The organism is Streptomyces sp. NPDC033178 (genome assembly GCF_055577685.1).
Genome location: NZ_JBVIPT010000023.1, coordinates 73,831 through 96,046, shown reverse-complemented (window position 1 = coordinate 96,046; position 22,216 = coordinate 73,831). Strand labels below are relative to the sequence as shown.

Sequence of the window (22,216 nt, the reverse complement as noted above, 5' to 3'; positions counted from 1 at the left end):
TCTGTCCTTCATGAGCGGTCTGCGGGCGGAGTCGAGGTGACGGATGCGCCTTCGGGTGCGGTTTCTTCCCCTTGGTCGTACGCCGTATCCGTGTCGTTGTCACGCGCCTGGAGCGTTCCGCGCTGGAAACCCGAGAGGGAGGAGGCCGCGCGCTCCGCGGTGAAGTCCGCGAAGGAGTCGTCGGCCTCGGCGGACGCGACGGGCGGCGCGTCCTCCCGCAGCTCGGCGGCCAGGCTGGTCTGTGGCACCCGGCGCGGCAGCGGGGCGATACCGCCGTGCCCCGCCGAGGCCGGACCGGAGCGGGCCGCACCGGCGGCGACCCGTGTCCCGGCCGCCTGGGGCGTCCGCGCCCGGGCGACGGGCTGCGCCTCCCGCGAACGCTCGTGGGTCTGCCGGTCCGTGCCCGGGATCCGGTCCGCCGAACTCTTCGCGGCGGCGGCGACGACGCCGACCGGCTCCGCGACCGGATCACCGGCCGGTTCCCCGCCCTGCTCGCGGGCGGCCGGCAGGGCCCCGTCGGCGTTCTCCACGTCCGCGGAGGGGGATTCGAGGGGCTCGCGCACCACGATCTCGTGCGGGATCAGCACGATCGCGGTGGTGCCCCCGTACGGCGAGGACCGCAGTGTGACGGCGATGCCGTGCCGGGTGGCGAGCCGGGCGATCACGAACATGCCGAGCCGCAGGTCGTCGGCGAGCGCCACCACGTCGAACTGCGGGGGCACCGCCAACTGGCCGTTGAACGACGCGTAGTCCTCGTCGGACATGCCGAGACCGCGGTCCTCGATCTCGACGGCCAGCCCCTTGGCGACCATCCCGGCCCGCACCCCGACCGGGCTGGGCGCGGGCGAGTACGCGGTCGCGTTGTCGATGAGTTCGGCCAGCAGGTGGATGACGTCCGCCACGGCCGGCGGGGTGAGGAACACCTCCTCGTCGGTGTTCACCTCCACCCGCTGGTACTCGGCGACCTCACCGACGGCGCTGCGCAGGATGTCGATCAGCGCGACCGGTTCGGTCCAGCTGCGGCGCGGCTGCTCGCCGCTGATGATGACGAGGTTCTCCTCGTAGCGGCGCAACTGGCTCGCGGTGGAGTCCAGTTCGTACAGGCCCTTGAGGATCTCCGGGTCCTGGTGCTGGCGCTCCAGCGCGTCCAGCTTGGTGAGCTGGAGGTTGACCAGGTTCTGGCTCTGCCGGGCGATGCCCAGGATGACCTTCTGGAAGCCGCGCCTGGTGTCGGCGAGTTCCACCGCCGTGTGGACCGCCGTGCGCTGCGCGGCGTTGAACGCCTGGGCCACCTGCCCGAGTTCGTCACGGCCGTAGTCCAGCGGGGGCGTGGCCGACTCCACGTCGACCTTCTCGCCGCGGTTGAGCCGTGCCACCACGTCGGGCAGCCGCTCCTCGGCCAGGCTGAGGGTGGCGATACGCAGTCCGCGCAGCCGCCGGGAGAGGGAGCGGGTGATGCGCCAGGACATCAGGACGCACACCAGCAGGGCGACGAAGCCGCCGGTGCTCAGTGCGGCCGCCTTGATCAGCAGGTCCTCCGCCCTGTCGTCACTGCGTTCGAGCAGTGCCGCCGTCTCCTGGCGGATGAGGGCGGTGTACTGGTCTCCGAGCTTGTCGAACGCGGGGCTCCACCGCTTCTGCGCGTCCGGCAGGGTGATCTTCCGGCCGTCGGTGAGGCCCTTCGCCCGGGCCGCGACGACCTGGTCCTCGACGCCCTCCAGGGCCTTCCACTCCGGGCCCTGGAGGATCCGCTCGGTCTGCGCCTTCACCGAGCCGCGCAGCGAGGGCACCAACTGGTCCTCGACGAGCCAGCGCTTCGTGTTGACCAGCTGGACGTAGTGGTTCCACGCGTTCTCGTCGAGCTTCCCGGACGGCCAGGCCAGGTGCAGCTGGGCGTCCTCCTGGGAGACCAGTTCGGCCGAGTGCTCCAGGGCCACGAGCGGGCCGGCCTGCGAGGTGAGGTCCCCGTCGTCGACCTGGGAGAGCTCCTGGAAGGCGTGGATCTGGTCGTCGATGATCGAGGTGTACTGGTCCAGTGCCTGGTCGGGGGTGATGTCGGTGGGGTTGTCCACCTGGCTCCGGTAGTACTCCAGGCTGCCCACCGACGCGATGACCGAGTACATCCGGTCGCTGATCCGCTCGGGTGCCCGCTGGATCGCGTCGGACTGGCTGACGAGTGTCGCGACCGCCTTGTCGGTACGCGCCCGCTGCTCGTCCAGGGCGGTACGGGAACTGCCGGGCGAGGCCAGCAGCACCGCCGACAGGCTCCGCTCCCGCTGCAACGCGAGCGTCGCGTCGGTGCCCATGGCCCCGGTCGACTTGCTGAGCTCCGTCTGGTCCCGCAGCCGCAGACCCTCCGAGAACATCTGGATCGTCGTCACGCCCCACATGGCGGCGAGGGTGACGCTGGGCACCAGAGCCAGCAGGATCAGTGAGAGACGTATGGAGCCGAGACGGCGGCGGGAGCCTGTCCGTGGAGACATCGTCGTCCTAGGGCGATCAGCGGTGAGCGGAAGGGGGCTTGACGGAAGTCGGGTGGTCAGCAGGGGTGGGAGACGGGACGAGGGCGGCGGGTGGCCGCGTGTCCGCAACAGCACAGGGGATGCGCAGGATGCTATCCGTACAAGTGACCGTACGCACCGTGAGTACCCCAAACCTTGGCGACGCTGTTACCTGACGGCGCCGGATCGGCCGGTCCGGCACGGCGGTTCAGCCGGTCCTGCACGGCGGTTGGACCGGCCCGGTGCTGCCGTTCCGCCGGTCCGGCTCTGCACTTTCCGCCGGCGGGTCGGCCACGGGGCGGGGCGGGGTCACCGCGTTCCGTTGGCCGCGAACTTCGAGACCGCGGCGACGTTCTGCTTGGTGACGAAGGCCGGTCCGGTGAGCACGGGCTCCTCTCCGCCGCCGCTGACGTTGCCGTTGGTCTTGTACAGCCAGAACGCGTCCACGGCCAGGTAGCCCTGCAGATAGGGCTGTTGGTCCACGGCGAACTGCACGTCCCCGCTCTGCACGGCCTTCACCAGGTCCTTGTTGAGATCAAAGGTGGCGACCTCGGCCTTGCTGCCCGCCTCCTTCACCGACTTCACCGCCGCGAGCGCGAACGCCGCGCCGTTCATGACGACTTCGTCGATGGTCCGGTCCTGTCGCAGGGCGGCCGCGACGGAGTCGGTCACCGCGTCCATGTCGGTGCCGTCCACGTAGTGCATCTCGGTGCGGCCGGCGAACGTCTTCTTCACCCCGGCGCAGCGGGCCTCCACGGCGACGTTGCCCCGTTCGTGGATGACGCACAGGGCGTGCTTGGCGCGCAGGGAGTCCAGTTTGTCGCCGACCGCCTGGCCCGCGACGCTCTCGTTCTGGCCGAAGTACTGCAACAGGCCACCGGACTTCCAGGCGTCGATACCGGAGTTGAGGCCGACCACGGGGATGCCGGCCGCCCTGGCCGCGGCGACCGCGCTCTTCATGGCCTCCGGCTTGGCCAGGGTCAGCGCTATGCCGTCGACCCGGTCGGCGATCGCGTCGCGCACCAGGTCGGCCTGGCCCTTGGGGTCGGGGTTGCTCTCGTACGTCAGGGCGATGCCGTCCTTGGCGGCGGCCGCCTGCGCGCCCTTCTTCACCAGCTCCCAGAAGGCGTCGTCGGGGGCGCCGTGGGTGATCAGGGCGACCTTGATCCCGCCGGCGCTCGCCTTGCCCGCCGTGTCGGCGTCCGAGCCCGTGTCCGATCCGCCGGAACCGGTACAGCCGGACGCGAGCAGACAGACGGCCGCGACGGCGGCGGCCACAGCGGCCCCGCGTGCGGATCCTGCGGGGACGGGACCTGAGGGAGTCGTGTTCATGGGGGTATGGCACCTCGCTGTGCGGCCGGGCAAGCGGATGGGGAGCGTGAAGTCGGTGTGACCGTCGGCGGATCATGTGTGCCGACTGTCGGACTTTTGCTGGCCGGAGCCAATCGTGTGTGACGCCTGGTAGTCAAGTGAGCGCCCAGATGGCCGGAGTTGTCTTTTTTTGATCTTGAGGTGGAGTGAGAAGCGGTCAACCACTCTTGAAAGTCGCCGTGTTGGCGCCTCCGGGGTGGGGCCGGAGCGGAGCGAGGGGCTCCCGGGATTCCGTACGGGCACGGGAGGCCGCCCCGACCGCGACGGCCGCGCCGCCGAGCCCGGCCCGCACGACCCGCACCGGGTGGCCGCTGACGGGGGGCTCGGCGGTGAGCGCGGCGCGGATCGAGGGCTCCAGAAGGGTCCAGGCGCCGCTGACGCCGCCGCCGATCACGAAGGTCGTGACGTCCAGCATGCCCGCGGTGATCAGGATCGCGCGGGCGACCGCGGCGCCGGCGGCCTCGTACACGGCGAGCGCGTCCGGGTCTCCGCGCTCCGCCGCCTCGGCGACGGCGCGGGCGCTGCGGTCGAGCCCGGTCCGTTCGGCGTACCGGGCGGCGATGGACCGGCCGGAGGCCAGGGTCTCCAGATGGCCGCGGCCGCCGCAGGTGCACGGGAGGTCCCCGAAGCCCGGGATGTGGCCCGCCTCGCCCGCCGCGCCCCGCGGCCCCTCGTACAGCGCCCCGTCCAGCCACAGCGCGCCGCCGACCCCCGTGCCGAGCGTCATGCCGAGGACGTGCCGCTCGCCGGCGACGGCGCCCCTGGCCACCTCGCCGCGCAGGAACGCGTTGACGTCGTTGTCCAGGAAGACCGGAACGCCGAGCGCGCCCTCCATGGTCGCCGTCACCTCGAACCCGGCCCAGGCGTGGAAGGAGTCGCTGGCCACGAGGATGCGCCCGGTGCGGACGTCGACCACACCCGCCGCGCCCACGCCGACCGCGCGCAGCCGGGCCGGTACGCGGGCCAGGAGCAGGCCCAGGGCGTCGAGCGCGGCGCCGACCATCGCCGTGCCGCCCTCCGCCGCCGGGGTGGGCACCTCCTGGCTGTCCACGACGGCGAGTTCGGGCGTGCAGAGCACGACCTGCGTGGTCGTGCCGCCGATGTCGACACCGGCGAACACCTCGGGGGCGGAGGCGAGGGAGGGAGCGGATTCGGGGGAAGCGGCGGACTCGAGGGAGGGAGCGGATTCGGGGGAAGCGGCGGACTCGAGGGCGGGGGTGGAGTCGGGGGAAGCGGCGGATTCGAGGGCGGGGGTGGAGTCGGAGGCGGGCGGACGCGGCTGGGGTACGGTCACGCCCCGCCCTCCGTTCCGGCGGCGGCGAGCGCGGCCTGTCGTTCGGTACGGCGCACCCGTTGGAGCACCGGGTCGGGTACGGGCACGGCGGCGATGAGTCGGCGGGTGTAGTCCGTCTCCGGGTGGGTGAGGGTGGTCGCGGTGGCGCCCTCCTCCTCGACCCGGCCCGCCCGCATGACGACGACCCGCCGCGCGAACTGCTGGACGACCGCGAGGTCGTGGGAGACGAAGAGGCAGGCGAAGCCGAGCTCGTCCTGGAGCTCGGCGATCACGTCGAGGACGGTCCGCTGCACGCTGACGTCGAGCGCGCTCGTCGGCTCGTCGGCGACCAGCAGGCGGGGGCCGAGGACCAGCGCCCGGGCGAGACTCACCCGCTGCCGTTGCCCGCCGGACAGCTCGCGCGGCCCGCGGCCCGCCAACTCCCGGGGCAGCCGCACGCGTTCGAGCACCTCCGCGACCCGCTCCCGGCGCTCGGCCGCCGACATCCCGCGGCGGTGCACCCGCAACGGTTCGGCGACGCACTCCGCCACGCTCATCCGCGCGTCCAGCGAGGCCACCGGGTCCTGCAACACCACGCCGACGCCGGAGAGCAGGGCCCGGCGCGCGTGTCCCCGGGCCCGCCGGAGATCGGCACCGAACAGCGACACCGAGCCGGCGGAGGGAGCCACCAGCCCGAGCGCGACCCTGGCCGCCGTCGACTTACCGGATCCGGACTCCCCGACGAGCCCCAGGGTTTCCCCGGGCCGCACGGTCAGCGACACGTCCTGGAGCGCCTGCACGGCCCGCACCCCACGCCCGAACCGCACGGAGACGCCACGCAGTTCGACGACCGGGGCCACCGCGCCACCGCCCGCTTTGCCACCGACCACGGCGCTGCCGCCCGTCTTGCCACCGACTACGGCGCCACCGCCCGTCTTGCCACCGACTACGGCGCCACCGCCCGTCTTGCCACCGACTACGGCGCCACCGCCCGTCTTGCCACCGACTACGGCGCCACCGGCCGCCTTGCCACCGACTACGGCGCCACCGCCCGCTTTGCTGCCGACCGTGCCGACCGTGCCGACCGTGCCGCCCCCGACCGCGGCGACGCCTTGGGCGTCGGTGAGTGGCGGCTCGGCCTCGCCGCCGCGTATCGCGGTGGCCGGCTCGCGCGCCGCGCCGGTTCCCGGTTCGGCGGAAGCCGGTTGTGGTGCGGCCGCGGTGCCCGCCGCTCGGCCGTCCGCCGCCACGCCGCCGGGCGGCCGCGGCCGCGGTACGCTCGCGCCGCCCGCCCCCGCCACAGCCAACCGCGGCACAGCCGCCAGCAACCGTTTCGTGTACTCGTGCGTGGGCCGCAGCAGGACGTCCTCCACCGGCCCGGTCTCCACGATCTCCCCGTTCAGCATCACCGCGACCCGGTCCGCGAAGTCCGCGACGACGCCCATGTTGTGGGTGACGAGGAGGACGCCGGTGCCGGAGTCGGCCGCGAGTCCCCGGAGCAGGTCGAGGATCTCGGCCTGGACGGTGACGTCGAGCGCGGTGGTCGGCTCGTCGGCGATCAGGAGGCTCGGGGAGTTCGCGATCGCCATGGCGATGACCACGCGCTGCCGCTGTCCGCCGGAGAGCTGGAAGGGGTACGCGGACGCCCGCTTGGTCGGTTCCGGGATGCCCACCCGGCGCAGCAGCCCGACCGCCTCCGCGGCGGCTTCGCGCGCGGAGACCGGCCGGTGGTTGCGTACGACCTCCGCGATCTGCGCCCCGATCCGGGTCAGCGGATCGAGGGCGGTCGCGGGCTCCTGGAAGACCATCGACACCGTGCGCCCCCGCAAACCCACGAGGTCGGTCTCGGCGGCGCCGACGACGTCCGTGCCGTCGACCGATGCCCGGCCGGACGCCCGCGCGTTCCCCGGCAGCAGCCCCATCGCGGCGAGCGCGACCGTCGACTTCCCGGACCCGGACTCGCCGACCAGCGCCAGCGTCTCCCCGGGCCGTACGTAGAGCGACACCCCGCGCACGGCGGGCACGTCGCCCGTCTCCGTGGAGAACGTCACCCCGAGGTCCTCGACCTCCAGGATGCCGCCCGTACCGCCCACATCGCTCGTCCCCGTCGTCGTCCTCATGCCCGCCCCTTCACGTCGAACGCGTCCCGCAACCCGTCCCCGACCGCGTTGAACGCGCACACGACGAGGATGATCGCGAGGCCCGGCGGCACGATCAGCCACCAGCGCCCGGAGTACGCGGCGGTCAGCCCGGCCGACAGCATTCCGCCCCAGTCGGTCGACGGCGGCTGGACACCGAGTCCGAGATACGAGACGTACGCGACGAGCAGGATCGCGTCGGCGACCTGGAACGTCGCCGCGACCACGATGGTCGAGACCGAGTTCGGCAGGATGTGCCGGAAGATCGCCCGGCCGTGCGTCCCGCCGATCGCGCGGAGCGTCAGCACGTAGTCGCGGCTCTTCAGGGTGAGCGTCTCCGCCCGTACGAGCCGGGACGGGACGAGCCAGGACACGAACCCCAGGATGAGGATCAGCCCGAGCGAGTCCGGGGTCGTGATCGCCGAGACGACGAGCAGGATGAACAGCGCCGGGATGGCGATACCGGCGTCCACGACCCGCATCATGACCGCGTCGATCCAGCCGCCCGCGTACCCGGCGACCGCGCCCCACAGCGTCCCGATGACCGTCGCGAGGAGACCGGCCGCGAGCCCGACGAGCAGCGACACCTTCCCGCCGAACATCAGCCGCCCCAGCTCGTCGTGCCCGACCGCGTCGGTGCCGAGCCAGTGCGCACCGCTCGGCGCGAGGTTCACCTGGGTGAGGTCGGTGTGGGTCTGGTCGGTCGAGTACACCAACGGGCCCACGAAGCAGAAGAGCAGGAAGAGGACGACCACCAACAGCCCTGCCACCGCGAGCCTGTTGCGTGCGAACCGCCGCACGGAAAGGCGGTATCCGGTGGCCAACTCCCGCGTGGCCGCCTCGGTCTGGAGTACGGCACTCATGTCCGGCCCGCCTTCACACGAGGGTCGATGATCCGCTGGACGACATCGGCGAGCAGCGTGCCGACGACGGTCGCGACGGAGATGACGAGCACACAGCCGAGCAGCACCGGATAGTCGGAGGACTGTGCCGCGCTCCAGAACAGCAGCCCCATCCCCGGGTAGTTGAAGAGCTGCTCGACGACGAGCGCACCGCCGAAGAGCACGGGCACGTAGTAGCCGAGCATCGCGACGACGGGCGTGAGGGAGTTGCGGAAGACATGCCGCCACAGGATCGCGCGCGGCCGCGAACCGCCGGCCCGCGCGGTCCGTACGTAGTCCTCCTGGAGGTTCTCCAGCGTCGCCGCTCGCATGTACCGGCTGAACACCGCGACCATCGACGCGGCCCCCGCGACCACGGGCAGCACCAGGGCGCCCGGCTGCGCGAACACGTCCGCGAGCGTCTCGCCCTGGGGTGCCTGTGAGGGGAACCAGTTCAGCCACTGCGTGAACACGAGCACCAGCACAAGTCCCAGGAAGTACACGGGAGTCGCGTACGCCACGAAGCTCAGCGTGGTGACGACGTAGTCCACCGGCCTGTTGCGCCGCACGGCCTGCCACATGCCGAGCGGGATCGCCAGCAGCAGCCCGACGAGTGCGGACAGCACGGTCAGGACGAGCGTCTTGGGCAGTCGCTGCTCGATGAGCTGGAAGACCCCCTCGTTGAGCGTGTACGAGGTGCCGAGGTCGCCCTGGACGAGCGTGCGCAGGTAGTAGAGGTACTGGACGGGGAGCGAACGGTCCAGGCCCTGCTCGTGGTTGAAGGCGGCGATCTGCTGGGCCGTCGCCTGCGGGCCGAGGATCCCGCGTGCGGGACCCCCGGGCAGCGCGTGCAGCAGGCAGAAGACCACGACCGTGACGATGAGGATCACCACGAGGGCCTGCAGGACCCGCCGGGTCAAGTAGAGGAAGGTGTCCATGAGTTGGCTCTCAGCCGGTCCTCACTTGGTCCACTTCCACTGCGCAGGGTGGAAGTTGGCGAGCGAGTCCTGCGAGAAGCCGCCGAGGCCGTTCTTGACGACGGAGATCTGGTAGTCCGGCGCAGGGAGCCAGATGACCGGCAGGTCCTTCGCGAGGGCCGCGCTGTAGTCCTGGACCGCCTGCGACGAGCTCGCCGTCGTGGACGCGGTGATCAGCTTGTCGACGTCGGGGTTCGAGTAGTTGCCGAAGTTCGAGCCGCCCTTGGTCTGGAACAGCGAGTCGCCGGTCGGGAAGGCGTTGAAGTACCAGCTGCCCGCGGTGCCGAAGAACGACAGCTGCCACTTGCAGATCGGCTGGCCCGAGGTGCACTGCGGGGTCTGCGAGAGCACCGAGTTGACGGGCGCGGTCTTGATGGAGAACTTGATGCCGGTCTTCTCCAGCGAGGACTGGATCGAGCTCATCATGTTGTCGGTCACGGCCGAGCCGGACTGCGACAGCACCTGCATCTCGAACTTCGTTCCCTCGGCGACGCCTTCACCGCACTGCGCGTCCCCGGTACCCGGGTCCGTACAGACCATGACCCCGCCCTTCTCCTCCCAACCATGGCCGGTCAGCAGGGACTTGGCCGCCGACGTCGAGAACGGGTACGGGTTGTCCTTCTGCACCTGCGAGACGAAGTCGGACGCCTGCGCCTGCGGGACCGGGCCGTAGCCGGGCACGGCCGTTCCGTTGAAGATGACCTTCGCCAGGCTCGTCTGGTCGATCGACCGCTGGACCGCCTGACGCGCGTACAGCTGCTTGAACACCGCGCCCATGGCCGGGTTGTTGAAGTTGTACGGCATGTAGGTGATCGCCCAGCCGGACCACGGCTTGACCGTGTAACCCTGCGCCGTGAACCGGTCCTTCTGGTCGAGGTCGGTCGCCTCGATGTAGCCGTAGTCGACGCTCCCGGAGCGCAGCGCGTTCTTCTCGGCGTCCGCCGTCGTGAAGGGGAGCAGGTTCACCGTCGCGATGTTCGCCTTCTCACCGCCGTCGTACTTCTTGTTGGCGGCGAGCACGACCTTGCCGGACGTGGCGAACGACTTGACCGCATACGGGCCGCTGAGGGTCTTCCACAGCGGGTCCTTGTCGTAGCGGGAGATGTTCTTCGCGGCCGAGTTCAGATACGTCCAGACTTTTTTCGCGCCGGCCGCGGTCCGGTCGGCGTCGGACACCTGCGCGGAGGCGTCGGTCTTGTCCCACACGTGCTGCGGCAGCGGAGTGATCTCGCTGAACTCGTTGGCCAGCATCCACTGGGAGTTGTAGGCCTTGTCGAAGGTGATCGTGAAGTGACGGTCGTCGACGGTCTTGAAGGAGGTCCAGTTGTCCGGCGCCTTGCCCGGGTTGTAGCCCGCCCACTCCGCCTTGTTCGCCTTGATGAGGTTGAACCAGAACTCGACGTCCCGCGAGGTGATCGGCTTGCCGTCGCTCCAACTGCGGTCGCCCAGCGTGATCTTGACGCTCTTGCCGTCGGACGCGAAGTCGGCGGCCGTGGCGATGGACGCCTTCTTGTTCCAGGCGATCTTGCCGGTGGAACCGTCGTACGCGACGAGCCGTTCCCACAGACTGTCGGCGATGGACCTGTTGTTGGTGTTGAGGTGCGCGGCCGTACCGATCGGCAGGATCCAGTTCGGCGTGAAGTTCGCGGGCAGCGCGTAGTCGATGGAGTCGGGGGACGCGGACGACGTGTCGTTCGTCCCGGAGCAGCCCGCGAGCAGCAGTGTGCCCGCCGAGACGACGGCACAGGCGACGAGCGTCGTGCGAGCAGGGGACATGGCTCTCCTCAGGTGAACAAGGCTCAGGGTGCGCGAGGCCGGACGCGAGGCCGGAGATGAACGGCGGCGCTCGGCGGAGCCAGTCAACGACCGGAAGGTTCGAAGAAACAGGCGGCCCGCTGTAAAAAGTCTGTTACTGCTGTTCTGGAAAAAGTCGCGCGAGGGACATACGGGCATACGCTCGTCGCCTCGACCTCCGGATTTCCCCGGCTTTCCCCAATCCTGGGAGTTACTTCGTCCATGTCTGAAAAAAGTGCGGGACACCGGAGGGGCGTCACGGGCGTCTCCTCGCTGGCCGAGAGCGTCCTCGAACTCCTCGCCTCCGGGCAGGCGTCGACCCGCACGGAACTCGCCGGTCTGCTCGGTGCCGCACCCTCGACGATCTCGCTCACGGTCGGCCAGCTCCTGGCGCACGGGCTGGTCGCCGAGCAGGGCACGCGGTCCTCGACCGGCGGGCGCCCGCGCAAGGTGCTGCGCCTCGGCGGGAGCGAGGGGTTCGCCGTCGCGGCCGACCTCGGCGGACGGCACGCGCGCGTCGGGGTCGTCCTGCCCGGCGGCGGCTTCACCGAGGTCTCCACCGTGCCGTTCGCGACGGCCGAGGGGCCCGAGACCGCGCTGCCCGCACTCGCCGAGACCCTGGAGACCCTCGCGGGGCGGCGCGGCCGGGAACTGCTGCGCGGCGTCGGCCTCTGCCTCCCGGGTCCGGTCGACGTCGTGCCGGGCGTGGTCACCCTCCCCTCCCGCATGCCCGGCTGGAACCGTTTCCCCGTCCGGGACTGGCTGGAGGAGCGGTTCGGCGTACCGGCCGCGATCGAGAACGACGCCAACTGCATGGCCGTCGGAGAGCACAGCGTCCAGCCCACCGAGCGCCGCCAGTCGATCATGGTGAAGATGGGCTCGGCGATCGGCGCGGGCGTCATCGCCGACGGGAAGCTCTACCGCGGAGCGACCGGCGCCGCCGGCGAGATCACCCATGTACGGGTCGAGGCGGGCCACGACATCCCCTGCTCCTGCGGCAACACCGGCTGCCTGGAGACCGTCGCCTCGGGCGCCGCGCTCGTCCGGATCCTGCGCGAGCGCGGCCTGGACGTCGCGTCCATCGAGGACGTCGTACGCCTCGCCTCCGACGCCGACCCGGAGGCCACCCGCGCCGTCCGCCAGGCCGGCCGCTACCTCGGCATGGTCCTGTCCGCGAACGTCAACTTCTTCAACCCCGACGCCGTGTACCTCGGCGGCCTCCTCTCGACGCTCGAACCGTTCGTCGCCGCCGTCCGCAGCCAGCTGTACGAGGGCTGCCATCCGCTGGTGACCAAGCACCTGGTGATCGAGCGGGCCAGCCTCGGCGCGGACGCGGGACTCGTCGGCGCGGGCCAGTTCGCGCTCCAACGGGCCCTGGCGAACGCCCTCCAGGCCGTCACCGGCGCCGTCGCCCCCGCCCATCACTGACCACCGACACCCACCGCCGTGCGAGTCCGCTCACACCCGTCCACCGTTCGAGTCACCGACACCCGCCACACCGCGCGAGCCACTGACGACATCCACCACCGTGCGAGCCACTCACGACAACCACCGTGCGAGGAGCCATGCCACAACCGCGTACCCCCGGCGCCCGTCCCGTCATCGCGATCGCCGGGCTCGGCATCGAGTCGTCGACGTTCTCGCCGGCGCGGACCGAGGCCCCGGCCTTCCACCCGCAGCGCGGCACGGACGTCCTCGCGCGCTACCCGTTCCTGGCCCCCGGAACGCCGTTGAGGGACGCCGCCGAGTGGCGCGGCGCGCTGGTCGGCAAGGCCCTGCCCGGCGGTACGGTGACGGCGGCCGCGTACGCCGAACTCTCCGACGAACTCATCGCCAGACTCGGGGAGTCGGGCGATCTCGACGGCCTCTGGTTCGACATCCACGGCGCCATGACGGTGGAGGGCGTCGACGACGCCGAGGCGGTCCTGCTCGCCCGCGTCCGGGAGACGGTCGGCCCGGACGTCATCGTGTCCACCTCCATGGACCTGCACGGCAACGTCTCGCGCGAACTCGCCCACCTGAGCGACCTGATCACCTGCTACCGCATGGCCCCGCACGAGGACGCCATGGAGACGAAGGAGCGGGCGGCCCGCAACCTCGTGGACCTCCTGACGACCGGCGCGCCCCGCCCGGTCAAGGCCTGGATCCCGGTCCCCGTCCTCCTGGCCGGCGAACAGACCTCCACCCGTATCGAACCCGCGAAGAGCGTGTACGCGGCCGTCGACGAGGTCGAGGCCACGGAGGGCGTCACGGACGCCGCGATCTGGGTCGGCTACGCCTGGGCGGACGAGCCGCGCAACCGGGCGGCGGTCGTCGTCACGGGCCCGTCGCAGGACGCCGTCACGGCGGGCGCCGAACGCCTGGCGCGCGGCTTCTGGGAGGCACGCCACGACTTCGCCTTCGTCGCACCGACCGGCACGCTCGACGACTGCCTGGACGAGGCACTGGCCGCCACCGAGGAGAACCGGCCCTACTTCATCAGCGACACCGGCGACAACCCGACGGCGGGCGGCGCGGGCGACGTCACCTGGGGGCTCGAACGGGTGCTGTCCCGGCCCGAGTTCAAGGACCCGTCGGGACCGACGGTCATCTACGCCTCGCTCCCGGCTCCCGCCGCCGTGGAGACGGCGGTACGGGCGGGCGCCGGAGCGACCGTCACCGTCACGGCGGGCGCGGCGGTCGACGACCGCCACGCGGGCCCGCTCACCATGACCGGAGTGGTCCACGCGATCCGCCACGGCGACCCGCACGCCCAGGCGGAGGTGGTGCTACGCGTCGGCAGTGTGCACGTGATCCTCACCGCCCTGCGCAAGCCCTACCACCACGAACACGACTTCACCGACCTGGAGTTGTCGCCCCGTACGGCCGACATCGTCCTCGTCAAGATCGGCTACCTGGAACCCGAACTCTTCACCATGGCCGCCGACTGGAAGATGGCCCTCACCCCGGGCGGCGTGGACCAGAACCTCCTACGCCTGGGCCACCACCGCATCCACCGCCCGATGTTCCCGTTCGACGGGGAGATGCCCGACCCTGATCTGACGGCCCGGATCGTCGCACCTTCGAACGAAGCGCTCATGTCGGCCGACGGGTGAGGCCCCGGACCGGCCGAGTGTGGTGCTTCGGTTGGCTCACGCAGTCTCAACGAGAATCGTGACGACGTATCCGGCGAGGGAGATGAGGAAGACCACCGCCGCCCAGCGGAGCACCTGGGCGGCGGCGCGGAGCCGCTGGTACCGATGGCGATGCTGCCGGATGCCTATCCAGAGCTCGACCTGCGCGGCTTCCAGCATCGCGGGATAGTCCTGGGCGCGCACAACGGCCTTGAAGTCGTCGAACGTCCTCAGCTCGCGCACCGTGTCGGAGTCGTTGAAGACAAGACCGGGCGGCAGATCGCGGGCGTCCGTGAATGTCTCCCTGCTTGCTCTGGGGGTGACGAGGACACCGGTGGCCCGGATCAGTGACAGCACGACGAGCCCGATGCTGGTCAGCAGACCGGCTCCGAAGAGCACGGTCGGCCAGGTCTCGATCCGGTCATCGGGTCCCGCGAGCAGCCTTGCCAGGACGACCGCGTTTCCCGCCGACAAGATTGCTCCGGCACTGAGCACGACTGACGCGCGTGACGCCGTCGAGGCGCGGAGCCGGTCGTACCGGTCGAGGTGCCACCGGAGGAGCGTCAACCTCTCAATGCTGTCGGGCCCCTGATCCCCGGACCCCGAACCACGCTGAGCGGACTGCGTCACGGGATCCTCCTGCAGGGAGACCACCAGAAATCGACCATAGGCCACACTTGGCTGATTGTCAGGAGGCCGTTGTCGTCGCGATACTCGATGCCCTCAACTGACGGTCTCCGACGCCGAGGGGCGAGTCCATGGTCGACCAGAGCGGGATCGGCAGGCTCCTCAAGGGCGAACGCTGGCGCTCGGAGCGTCGGGGCGGTGACGAACAGTTCGAGCGCGTCACCGGTCAACTCCAGCGGTGGCTTCGCGACAAGCCGTTCGACCTGGAGTACGTCAGGTCGCTGGACGAAGGAGGCAGCGGATCCTACGCAGCGGTCGTGGCCCGTATTCCGCATGACAGGGAGACGCACTGGCGGCAACTGGTGCTCAAACTGGTTCCGGCGAAAATCGGGCCGGAGGAAACCAGGAACTTCCGAAAAGCTCTCCTAGAGGATCCCAACGCATTCCGCTCAGCCCATCTCGTCGACCTGGAAGAGCCGTCAGGGGCTCTTTCGACGGACGACGACAAGCCTTGGTGGATCCATCTCCAAAAGGTAGCCCTCAATGACCTCACCCCCGAGCGAGCTCCTCGGCTGGTGGATCTGCTGGACGGGGAGGACCTGCACAAATACTGCGGAACCATTACTCGTTCGCTCCTGAGTGAATGGAACTCGGGCTCGGGTCCCGAGGACCTGGTACCTGAGAAATTCTTGAAAGATTTTCTTGATGTCCGACTTGGAGGCAACGAAGTCGTCGACTTCCTGGCCGCGGAACGTCTGGATACCGAGAGACCCGAACCGACCATCAGGATTCCGGGGCGAAAGACGCCCCTCCCGAATCCGTTCGGTCTCCTGCAGGACGGACCGTCGGACCTGCGTCGAACCGTCCGGGTCTTCCGCGGCAACAGCCACGGTGACCTGCACGTGCGCAACGTACTGCTGCCCAGGTCGGACCGCGGCAAGGTGATGGCAAGCAAATTCCGGCTCATCGATTTGGGGCGCTTCTCGGATGCGGGTCCGCTCTCACACGATCCCATGAGGCTTCTGCTGTCCGCAGCCTCGGAATGGCTGACCGCTCTCGTACCGCACTCGGCGATCCGGAGCGGCCTCGCCGAACTGATGGTGGCCCCGGGAGCCCACCCGAGTTCCCCGCCTCTCGCCGGATATCGCGCCGTTGCCGGAGAGATCCACCGAACGGCGGAGAGCTGGGCGGCGGAACGTCACTCGGCCGTTGCCCAGTGGAAAAGGCAGAACCATCTCGTCCTCGTCGGCACCGCGTTGCGCTACTTCGCCAGGGAGGACTCGCGCGCCCACGACCGTTGGTGGTTTCTGGAGGTGGCCGCTCTGGCGACGCGTGCTTTCCTGCACGGTGACGGCCCACAACCGGACAACTGGATCACCAAACCGACCGAGGTGTGTGCGACAGACCGTGAACCACTGGTTAAGGAAGCGGCTCGGCAATCGGACGGTCCGGTCGCCAAGGTCATCCCGTTGTTTCCTCCGCAGGACACACGAGCGGCGGTGGAGTTGGCCGCGCTCGTTCAGGCCATCGAGCATCTCCCGATCGGAGTGAGCAGTGAACGGCTGGCGCTCGTCGTAGGCCGTCTGAGAGGGAGACCCACAGCGCTCGCGGCTGCCCTCACGGACGAGGAGACGACTCTGCTACGCAATGAACTCATCGATACCGATGCCCTGCTGTCGCGTTTCCACGACTCTCCTCAGCCAGGGAACGTGCTGAGTCTCGTGCAGCAGGCCGGAGAACGACTGCGTAGGTATGGCAGTCGCCTCTGGCCCAGTGAGGTCGGCTGACACACGTCAGCGAGGGCCGCACAGTGACCGGCGACAGTGAGCTGTCCGATTTCCTCCTGGGGTGGCACACGCGTGCGGAGAAGCAACGGAACGAGTGCCGGCTCGCCATGCAGGAACCGAGGTACCTCGATCAGCTCAAAAGACTGCTGGCCGCGGCCGAGAACCTTGAACAGCAGCGGGCGCAACTGGAGGAGACGCTGAAGAAGGCGACGAGGTCGGGAAGGCTGACCCCGTCTGGGAGCAAGGAGGCAGGCGCGCTGCTCCGGCTGTGCAAGGGCAGCGCCAGGAAAGAGATCCGCAGCCTGCTAGCAGCGGTTGCGCAGGCGCTGGAGGGTCGCGAAGGAGTCACGGGTGAGCGACTCGCCAGTTCGAACCTGAGGCAGATCCGGGACGAGATAGTCATCGCGGGGAGCAACGTCGAGGACCGGGTGGAGGAACTTCTCGACAGCGTCGAGGAGGCCGAGACGGTGCTCCGTGACCGCGGACGCAGTCAGCCGTCCTCCACTGGGCGAGCAGAGGTCCGGCTTCAGATTCCTTGGAACGAGCGCGACGAGACCGCCTGACCTTGCTCGCGCCGGGCGCCCGGCGCGAGCAAGGTCAATGGGCTGCCAGGGCCTACGGCTTGCGGGCCACCGCTCCGTACATCGCGATGTCCTCGTCCCGAATGCCCTCGCCACTCGTGGCGTCCGGGTGCCACTTGTGCACCTGGACGATGCCGGGCTCGACGAGTTCGAGGCCCTCGAAGAACTCGTCGGCCTCGTCGATCGTGCGCAGCCGCATGGGCATGTTGCGGGCCGCGTACTCGCGGGCGACCCGGCCCACGTCCTCGGGCGCGAACTCGGCGGTGCCGATGGACATCGCGAGGTAGCTGCCGGAGGGGAGGGGCTCCAGGAGGCGGCGCACGATGCCGACCGCGTCGTCCTCGTCCAGGACGAAGTGGACGATCGCGATCACGGTCAGCGCGACCGGCTTGTCCAGGTCGAGCGTCTCGCGGAACTCGGGGGAGTCGAGCACGGCCTCCGGATGCTGGAAGTCGGCCTCGATGTACGCCGTCTTGCCCTCGGGCGTGCTGGCCAGCAGCCCCTGGGAGAGGGTGAGGACGATCGGGTCGTTGTCGACGTAGACGACCCGTGACTCGGGGGCCACCGACTGGGCGATCTCGTGGAGGTTCGGCGAGGTGGGAATGCCGGTGCCGATGTCCAGGAACTGGCGTATCCCCGCCTCCTTCGCCAGCCAGGCCACCGCGCGGTTCATCCAGTCGCGGTTGGCCTTCATGTGGATCGGCAGGGCGGGCCACTCCCGCGACATGGCGTCGCCCGCCTCCTTGTCGGACGGGTAGTAGTCCTTACCGCCGAGGATGTAGTCGTAGATGCGCGCCGAGTGGGCGTTCTCGGTGTCGATGCGGTCGGCCGGCCATCCGTTTTCGGGCAAAGCCGCCCCTCCTGTCAAGTCGTCGGGTTCGAAGTCAACGCTCAGGAAAATCAAGGGTGTTGATCAAAGCAGAAGTGTTCAGGAAACCAGGGAAGTCTGTGCGCGGGAACAAGGGGGTGCCTCAGAGCAGGAAGTCGGCGACACCCGCCTTCACACCCGCCAGGAAACTCGTCATCTCGCGGGGCGTGAAAACCAGCGCGGGGCCGTCGGGATCGGTCGACTGGCGCAGCGCGACCCGGCCGTCGCCGAGCTTCTTCGCCTCTACGCAGGCGCCGCCCGCGTCGTCGCTCCACGGCTTGAACCAGCCGCGTGTGCCGAGGTCGCGGGACGGCATGCCGTTGCGTATGTGTCCGTCGCGTATGGGGTGGTGCACGTCAGAGCTCCTTGCGAATCGCACCGAGGAGGGCCTCGGTCTTTCTGGCGGGCGTTGCCTGCGCGCCCAGCCGGTCCAGGGCCTCGCGATAGACCACGACGTCGTCGTCCTTGTCCAGATAGACAGCGCCCACCAGACCGTTGAGGTAGACGATGTCCGGGAGTTCGCGTGCCCGGAACCGGAAGAGATGGAAAGCTCCGGCCCGCATCGCCGGATGCGGGCCGTTCTTGAACGGCATGATCTGCAATGTCACTTGGGGTAGCGAGTTGACGGCGATCAGATGGTCGATCTGGGCACGCATCACCTCGGGTCCGCCGACCGGCCAGCGCAGCACGGTCTCGTCCATCACGATCCACACGCGGGGTGGCGAGGGACGGGACAGCAGTTCCTGGCGCCGCATACGGAGCGCGACCCTGCGCTCCGTGGCCTCGGTCGCGGCGTGCGGGTTCCCGGCGCCCAGCAGGGCGCGGGCGTACTCCTCCGTCTGCAGCAGACCGTGCACGAACTGGGCCTCGTACGCGCGGATCTGCAGTGCCGCCTGCTCCAGGCTCAGATAGGCCGCGAACCAGTCCGGCAGCACGTCACGGTAGGTGTGCCACCAGCCGCGCTTGTTCGCCTCGCGGACCGATTTCAGGAAGGTGTCGATCTCCTGCTGGTCCGTCACGCCGTAGACCTGGAGCAGTTTCTCGGCGTCCGGGAGCCTGAGCCGGGCCACCTTGGCGGCTTCCATCCGGCGGATCGTGGAGTGGCTGACCCCGATCGCCGCACCCGCCTGCTCGAACGTCAGTCCGGCACGGGTGCGCAACTCCTCCAGTTGCCTGCCGAGGATCATGCGCAGGACGGAGGGCGCGCCGCCCCAGTCGGTTTCCGCGGTCACGCCTTACCCCCTCACAGCGGGTTCGAGGTCGCAGTCTGTCACGATCATCCGTTCGACGGGGGAAGCATGCACCTCTCGAATTGCAATTTTCAACTTGTCGGTTGCGGGCTGTTGTTGGCAGGTGTCACAGTGGGGCGTACCGTCCCGGTCCGGTGAACGGCGAGACGACGCGGCCAAGTTGGGGGAGAACGGGCCGTGATTCGTCACCGTGCGCAACGGGTTGTACGCGCCTCGCGGCGGAACCGGATCAAGCGGTACCGGCACTGGTCCGACCCCCGGTGCGAAGGCAGACGAAAGGCGAACGGCGATGGCTCCGCCCTCCCTCCCCAAGCCATTGGGCCGACTGCCCGCGAGCGAACACCCCCACAGAGCGGGCGTGTTCGGACTCTCCCCGACGCCCGCCTCGGTGGGTGTGGCCCGCAGGAACGTGCGCGAACTGCTGAGCGAATGGGGCGCGAGCCCCGAAACTTGCGACAACGCTGTCCTGGTGACCTCCGAGCTGGTCACCAACGCGCTGACGCACACGGCGAGCGAGTGGATCGTCTGCAGACTGCGCACCGCGGGCGGACGGCTCCACATCGAGGTCGAGGACCAGAACCGCGGCCTGACACTCCCCGCGCAGCGCAGTGCGGGACCCGACGACCAGGGCGGCCGCGGACTGATGCTCGTCGGCATGGTCAGCACCGACTGGGGCGTCAGGGACAGCGCGAACGGTTCCGGACGTGTCGTCTGGGCCGTTCTGCCGTCCCAGCCGGTGCCGTCACCGCCGGCGTCCTCGCCGCCGGTGTCGCTGCGGTCGGTGCCGCCGCAGCCGACGTCGTCGGAGTCAAGAGAACCCGTTTCCACCGGGCGTGCACCCACCACGCACGAACCCGCCTCGACCGGGCGCGCACCCACCACGCACGAACCCGTCTCCACCGGGCGCGCGCCCACCACGCACCTCACCCGGCCCAACCCCCACTCGGCCGAAGGACACCTGCCTCATGGAACTGCAGCACGCCCCTGAACCGCGGCCTCGCACGTACGGCTCGCGGCTGCGCCCCTCCGCGACCTTCCCGTCCGAGAACCCCGGTCGCCTGGTCATCCCCGCCCAACTGCGCGCGGGACTCGGCTGCGACGCCGTGACCACGTCCCGGGAGCACGGCGAACGCATCATGGACTCCCTGCCCCGCGTGGGCTGTGTCTTCGCCGACGACTTCGACGGCGAGGAGCGCTGGTGGTGGATCGTCCCCTCCGGGTCCCACATCGGCGTCACCTGGCCGCCCTCCACGACGTACACCGTCGGCGCGCACCTGGCCGACCCGTCCTGGACACGGGCCCGCCGCGGCCCCTGGGCCGACCGGCCCCGGCTGATCCACAGCCCCGCGGGAGGCTCGCCCTACACCCCGCCGATACCCCTGTACTTCCTCACCTGCCGCCTCGCGGGCAGCGTCCCGCGGTGGTCCCTGGGCGCGGCGGACTGAACCACCGTCGCCCCGTCCGAGCGTCGGTGTGTTCCTCCTTGTGCCACCCCGGGTGAACGGCCCCATCACCTGTGACGTAGACGTATGCGACAAGGTGAACGCGGTGGAGGACGAGGGGCGACCGTGCCAGGTGACCATGTGACGCAGCGCGACGGCCGGGGCCAGGGCTCCCGGCCGAGCCGCGCGGGCGCCCGGGTCCGGGCCGTGACGTTCGCCCTCGTCGGCAGTGTGCTCGCCGCCGTCGGCCATCACGCGGTCGAGGGCGGGCAGGTGCCGTGGCGGCTCGTGACCGCCTTCGCCGTCGCGCAGTTCGTCGCCGTACGCCCCTTCGCCCGCCGCCGCCCGGGACTGCTCGCGGTCGGCGGCTGCACCCTGGCGGCACAGGCCGCGATGCATCTCGCGCTCACCACGGCCGGTGGCCACCGCGCCGATACGGGACACATGGCCCACGCCGGGCACGACGCGATGACGACGGGCGCCGGCGGACACCCCTGGCAGCACGCCTCCGAGGCGGCCATGACGACCGCGCACGTCGTCGCCGCCCTCGTCGTCGCCTGGCTCCTCCACCAGGCCGACACGGCGGTCACGGCCGCACTGGCCACCGGCCGTACGCTGCGCGCGGTCGCGGCGGCGGTCATGGCCCGGCTCCTGCCGGGTCCGGCCGTCGCCACCGCCCACCGGCCGCCGCCCGTACCGCTCGCCGGTTCCTTCGAACTCCCGGCAGGGGCACAGGCCCAGACCCTGGAACACGCGCTGGTGCGCAGGGGACCCCCGGGACGGACACCCGTCCCCGTCGCCCCCTTCACCCGGGCCCGGCCTCGGCCCGCCCGGTTCCACAGCCAAGGAGTTCCACCGTGTCCCTGTCCATCAACGGGCGTCGTGTCGCACTGACCGGCGCTGCCGCACTCACGGCCGTCCTCGCGCTGGCCGGTCCCGCCTCGGCGCACACGGAGGTCGAGGCCGACAAGGCGCAGGCCCTCGCGGAGAACGTCACCCTCACCGTCGTCTGCGAGGCGGAGTCCGCCACCGCGGGCTTCCGCGAGGTGCGCGTCGTGCTGCCCGAGGGGATCGCACCGGCCGACGTCACGCTTGTCGAGGCCCCCAAGGGCTGGCAGTTGAAGGCCACCGACGACGGGTACGTCGTGGGCGGCACCCCTCTCAAGACCGGCGTCGACGCCGAGTACAAGGTGAGGATCCGCCAGCTTCCGGACGTCGAGGAAGTGGCGTTCAAGACCATCGACACCTACAGCGACGGGAAGGTCTCGCGCTGGATCGAGCTGCCCAAGGGCGGTGAGGAGCCCGAACAGCCCGCCCCGCTCCTGAAGTTGAAGGCGGCGGCACCGGGCGCGAAGCCGGTCGGTCCCAGCCCGACCGCGAGCCCGACGCCCAGCCCGACCCCGTCGGTCACCGCGACGCCCTCCGAGTCCGGGGCCACGGCGGCAGCGGCCGACACGAAGAAGGACGACGACGGAACACCCATGAGCCTCGTCGTCGGCGGGGTGGTCGCGGCGGTGCTGGTCCTCGGCGCCGGAGCGTGGTGGCTGACGAAGCGCCGCGCCTCCGCCGGAAGCTGACCCTCACCCGGCCCCGTGGGACCGCACGGTCCCACG

At 70.3% G+C, this 22,216-nt stretch carries 19 protein-coding genes; 8 read left to right on the top strand and 11 right to left on the bottom strand.

What is annotated here, in order from left to right; translation table 11 throughout:
* Window positions 1-8: 8 nt before the first annotated feature.
* The 7 genes from ACZ5VQ_RS41610 to ACZ5VQ_RS41580 all read right to left on the bottom strand — a co-directional run bounded on the left by ACZ5VQ_RS41610 (window position 9) and on the right by ACZ5VQ_RS41580 (window position 10,917).
* A complete protein-coding gene (locus ACZ5VQ_RS41610) occupies window positions 9-2,483 on the bottom strand; it encodes a sensor histidine kinase (RefSeq protein ID WP_469109549.1) in 2,475 nt (824 codons plus the stop codon).
* A 327-nt stretch (window positions 2,484-2,810) separates the two neighbouring features.
* On the bottom strand, window positions 2,811-3,833 hold the full coding sequence (locus tag ACZ5VQ_RS41605; RefSeq protein ID WP_469109548.1) for a substrate-binding domain-containing protein: 1,023 nt from the start codon (window positions 3,831-3,833) through the stop codon (window positions 2,811-2,813).
* 196 nt (window positions 3,834-4,029) lie between these two features.
* Window positions 4,030-4,992 carry an ROK family protein gene (locus ACZ5VQ_RS41600; protein ID WP_469109605.1) on the bottom strand — a complete coding sequence of 321 codons (963 nt, stop codon included), beginning with the start codon at window positions 4,990-4,992 and terminating at the stop codon, window positions 4,030-4,032.
* A 170-nt stretch (window positions 4,993-5,162) separates the two neighbouring features.
* Window positions 5,163-7,265, bottom strand: a complete 2,103-nt coding sequence (locus ACZ5VQ_RS41595) for a dipeptide ABC transporter ATP-binding protein (protein WP_469109547.1) — start codon at window positions 7,263-7,265, stop codon at window positions 5,163-5,165.
* On the bottom strand, window positions 7,262-8,146 hold the full coding sequence (locus tag ACZ5VQ_RS41590) for an ABC transporter permease (RefSeq protein ID WP_469109546.1): 885 nt from the start codon (window positions 8,144-8,146) through the stop codon (window positions 7,262-7,264). The genes ACZ5VQ_RS41595 and ACZ5VQ_RS41590 overlap by 4 nt, the downstream gene beginning before the upstream one ends.
* On the bottom strand, window positions 8,143-9,102 hold the full coding sequence (locus ACZ5VQ_RS41585; RefSeq protein ID WP_469109545.1) for an ABC transporter permease: 960 nt from the start codon (window positions 9,100-9,102) through the stop codon (window positions 8,143-8,145). The genes ACZ5VQ_RS41590 and ACZ5VQ_RS41585 overlap by 4 nt, the downstream gene beginning before the upstream one ends.
* A 21-nt stretch (window positions 9,103-9,123) precedes the next feature.
* Complete coding sequence (locus ACZ5VQ_RS41580) at window positions 9,124-10,917, bottom strand: peptide ABC transporter substrate-binding protein (RefSeq protein WP_469109544.1); 1,794 nt, start codon at window positions 10,915-10,917, stop codon at window positions 9,124-9,126.
* A 240-nt stretch (window positions 10,918-11,157) separates the two neighbouring features.
* Between ACZ5VQ_RS41580 and ACZ5VQ_RS41575 the strand changes: the two genes are divergently transcribed.
* Both ACZ5VQ_RS41575 and ACZ5VQ_RS41570 read left to right on the top strand, forming a co-directional pair.
* Window positions 11,158-12,363 carry an ROK family transcriptional regulator gene (locus ACZ5VQ_RS41575; protein WP_469109543.1) on the top strand — a complete coding sequence of 402 codons (1,206 nt, stop codon included), beginning with the start codon at window positions 11,158-11,160 and terminating at the stop codon, window positions 12,361-12,363.
* Between the two features lie 137 nt (window positions 12,364-12,500).
* Window positions 12,501-14,030, top strand: a complete 1,530-nt coding sequence (locus ACZ5VQ_RS41570; protein ID WP_469109542.1) for a M81 family metallopeptidase — start codon at window positions 12,501-12,503, stop codon at window positions 14,028-14,030.
* 36 nt (window positions 14,031-14,066) lie between these two features.
* Here ACZ5VQ_RS41570 and ACZ5VQ_RS41565 read toward each other — a convergent pair whose 3' ends face one another.
* The gene (locus ACZ5VQ_RS41565) at window positions 14,067-14,522 is read right to left on the bottom strand and encodes a hypothetical protein (RefSeq protein WP_469109541.1); all 456 of its coding nucleotides are present in this window, start codon (window positions 14,520-14,522) and stop codon (window positions 14,067-14,069) included.
* A 284-nt stretch (window positions 14,523-14,806) separates the two neighbouring features.
* Between ACZ5VQ_RS41565 and ACZ5VQ_RS41560 the strand changes: the two genes are divergently transcribed.
* Together ACZ5VQ_RS41560 and ACZ5VQ_RS41555 are read left to right on the top strand one after the other, a co-directional pair.
* Window positions 14,807-16,462 carry a hypothetical protein gene (locus ACZ5VQ_RS41560; protein WP_469109540.1) on the top strand — a complete coding sequence of 552 codons (1,656 nt, stop codon included), beginning with the start codon at window positions 14,807-14,809 and terminating at the stop codon, window positions 16,460-16,462.
* 23 nt (window positions 16,463-16,485) lie between these two features.
* Window positions 16,486-17,025 carry a hypothetical protein gene (locus ACZ5VQ_RS41555; protein WP_469109539.1) on the top strand — a complete coding sequence of 180 codons (540 nt, stop codon included), beginning with the start codon at window positions 16,486-16,488 and terminating at the stop codon, window positions 17,023-17,025.
* A 52-nt stretch (window positions 17,026-17,077) separates the two neighbouring features.
* Here ACZ5VQ_RS41555 and ACZ5VQ_RS41550 read toward each other — a convergent pair whose 3' ends face one another.
* The 3 genes from ACZ5VQ_RS41550 to ACZ5VQ_RS41540 all read right to left on the bottom strand — a co-directional run bounded on the left by ACZ5VQ_RS41550 (window position 17,078) and on the right by ACZ5VQ_RS41540 (window position 19,143).
* Entirely contained in the window at window positions 17,078-17,893 is an 816-nt protein-coding gene (locus tag ACZ5VQ_RS41550) for an SAM-dependent methyltransferase (protein WP_200395291.1), read from the bottom strand.
* Window positions 17,894-18,014: 121 nt separating this feature from the next.
* Window positions 18,015-18,227, bottom strand: coding sequence for a DUF397 domain-containing protein (locus tag ACZ5VQ_RS41545; protein WP_200401453.1), 213 nt, complete (start codon window positions 18,225-18,227; stop codon window positions 18,015-18,017).
* Window positions 18,228-18,267: 40 nt separating this feature from the next.
* Window positions 18,268-19,143 carry a helix-turn-helix domain-containing protein gene (locus ACZ5VQ_RS41540; protein ID WP_200395290.1) on the bottom strand — a complete coding sequence of 292 codons (876 nt, stop codon included), beginning with the start codon at window positions 19,141-19,143 and terminating at the stop codon, window positions 18,268-18,270.
* 376 nt (window positions 19,144-19,519) lie between these two features.
* Between ACZ5VQ_RS41540 and ACZ5VQ_RS41535 the strand changes: the two genes are divergently transcribed.
* From ACZ5VQ_RS41535 to ACZ5VQ_RS41520, 4 genes are all read left to right on the top strand, one after another.
* Window positions 19,520-20,149: an ATP-binding protein gene (locus tag ACZ5VQ_RS41535; protein ID WP_469109538.1), complete on the top strand. Its 630-nt coding sequence runs from the start codon at window positions 19,520-19,522 to the stop codon at window positions 20,147-20,149.
* Window positions 20,127-20,606: a hypothetical protein gene (locus tag ACZ5VQ_RS41530; RefSeq protein WP_383937752.1), complete on the top strand. Its 480-nt coding sequence runs from the start codon at window positions 20,127-20,129 to the stop codon at window positions 20,604-20,606. The genes ACZ5VQ_RS41535 and ACZ5VQ_RS41530 overlap by 23 nt, the downstream gene beginning before the upstream one ends.
* Before the next feature lie 138 nt (window positions 20,607-20,744).
* Window positions 20,745-21,497 (top strand): hypothetical protein, encoded by a 753-nt coding sequence (locus tag ACZ5VQ_RS41525; protein ID WP_469109537.1) that lies wholly within the window; start codon window positions 20,745-20,747, stop codon window positions 21,495-21,497.
* On the top strand, window positions 21,461-22,180 hold the full coding sequence (locus ACZ5VQ_RS41520; RefSeq protein ID WP_469109536.1) for a DUF1775 domain-containing protein: 720 nt from the start codon (window positions 21,461-21,463) through the stop codon (window positions 22,178-22,180). The genes ACZ5VQ_RS41525 and ACZ5VQ_RS41520 overlap by 37 nt, the downstream gene beginning before the upstream one ends.
* The last annotated feature ends 36 nt before the right edge of the window (window positions 22,181-22,216 follow it).

Bases quoted from the DNA above. Each gene is read 5' to 3' on its own strand.
- ACZ5VQ_RS41610 (WP_469109549.1), bottom strand. From the start codon at position 2,483: ATGTCTCCACGGACAGGCTCCCGCCGCCGTCTCGGCTCCATACGTCTC.
- ACZ5VQ_RS41575 (WP_469109543.1), top strand. From the start codon at position 11,158: ATGTCTGAAAAAAGTGCGGGACACCGGAGGGGCGTCACGGGCGTCTCC.
- ACZ5VQ_RS41580 (WP_469109544.1), bottom strand. From the start codon at position 10,917: ATGTCCCCTGCTCGCACGACGCTCGTCGCCTGTGCCGTCGTCTCGGCG.
- ACZ5VQ_RS41570 (WP_469109542.1), top strand. From the start codon at position 12,501: ATGCCACAACCGCGTACCCCCGGCGCCCGTCCCGTCATCGCGATCGCC.
- ACZ5VQ_RS41530 (WP_383937752.1), top strand. From the start codon at position 20,127: ATGGAACTGCAGCACGCCCCTGAACCGCGGCCTCGCACGTACGGCTCG.
- ACZ5VQ_RS41560 (WP_469109540.1), top strand. From the start codon at position 14,807: ATGGTCGACCAGAGCGGGATCGGCAGGCTCCTCAAGGGCGAACGCTGG.
- ACZ5VQ_RS41595 (WP_469109547.1), bottom strand. From the start codon at position 7,265: ATGAGGACGACGACGGGGACGAGCGATGTGGGCGGTACGGGCGGCATC.
- ACZ5VQ_RS41545 (WP_200401453.1), bottom strand. From the start codon at position 18,227: ATGCCGTCCCGCGACCTCGGCACACGCGGCTGGTTCAAGCCGTGGAGC.
- ACZ5VQ_RS41590 (WP_469109546.1), bottom strand. From the start codon at position 8,146: ATGAGTGCCGTACTCCAGACCGAGGCGGCCACGCGGGAGTTGGCCACC.
- ACZ5VQ_RS41605 (WP_469109548.1), bottom strand. From the start codon at position 3,833: ATGAACACGACTCCCTCAGGTCCCGTCCCCGCAGGATCCGCACGCGGG.
- ACZ5VQ_RS41585 (WP_469109545.1), bottom strand. From the start codon at position 9,102: ATGGACACCTTCCTCTACTTGACCCGGCGGGTCCTGCAGGCCCTCGTG.